The sequence below is a fragment of the Rhizobium ruizarguesonis genome (assembly GCF_012349115.1).
GTDB lineage: Bacteria > Pseudomonadota > Alphaproteobacteria > Rhizobiales > Rhizobiaceae > Rhizobium > Rhizobium ruizarguesonis.
This window is the reverse complement of the sequence record NZ_PQIG01000026.1, coordinates 1-648: the sequence shown is the minus strand read 5'-3', so window position 1 is coordinate 648 and position 648 is coordinate 1. Positions and strand designations below refer to the sequence as shown.

Genomic DNA, 648 nt, shown 5'->3' with positions numbered 1-648 from the left:
AGCGGGCGTCGTCGATCGCCTGGACGAGCTGCTTGACGGCTTCGTCGGAGGTCTTGATCTGGCCGTGGACGAACTTCGAGACGACATCCTTGTAGGCATTGGCGATGGCCGGCGGGGCGCCGTACCCCTGCGCCAGCGAGCCGAACAGCGTGCCGCCTTCGTTCGCTGCTTTCAGGTCGGCGATGCCCTTCTTGCCGCAGGCGTCGAAGTCGGTATCGGGAACGTCGGTGCGGGCCGGAACCGAACCCTTGACGACGTTGAAGGCCGACTGGAAGCTCTTCGACAGCGTTGCGGTTGCGAGCGCCACCTGGGCCGCCTTGCGGTCATCTGGAACGTTGAACATGCCGAACATGTCGGAGTTGTAGACGACGCTGCCGTCGGTGCCCGGGAAGCGGTAGCACAGGAAGTCTGTGTCCGGCGTCTTCTTGGCGGCGACGAATTCGCCCTTGGCCCAGTCACCCATCACCTGCACCAGCGCGTCACCCTTGATGACCATGGCGGTTGCCAGGTTCCAGTCGCGGCCCGAGAAGTTCGGGTCGACATATTTGATGATCGTCGCCAGATTGTCGAACGACTTCTTCATCGTGTCGGACTTCAGCGATTCCTCGTCGAGGTCGTTGAAGGCCTTCTTGTAGAACTCCGGACCGC

General features: G+C 62.3%; 1 pseudogene. It reads right to left on the bottom strand.

From position 1 onward, the window contains the following. A pseudogene (locus C3Y91_RS04335) lies at positions 1 to 648 on the bottom strand (sugar ABC transporter substrate-binding protein); the annotation flags it as partial.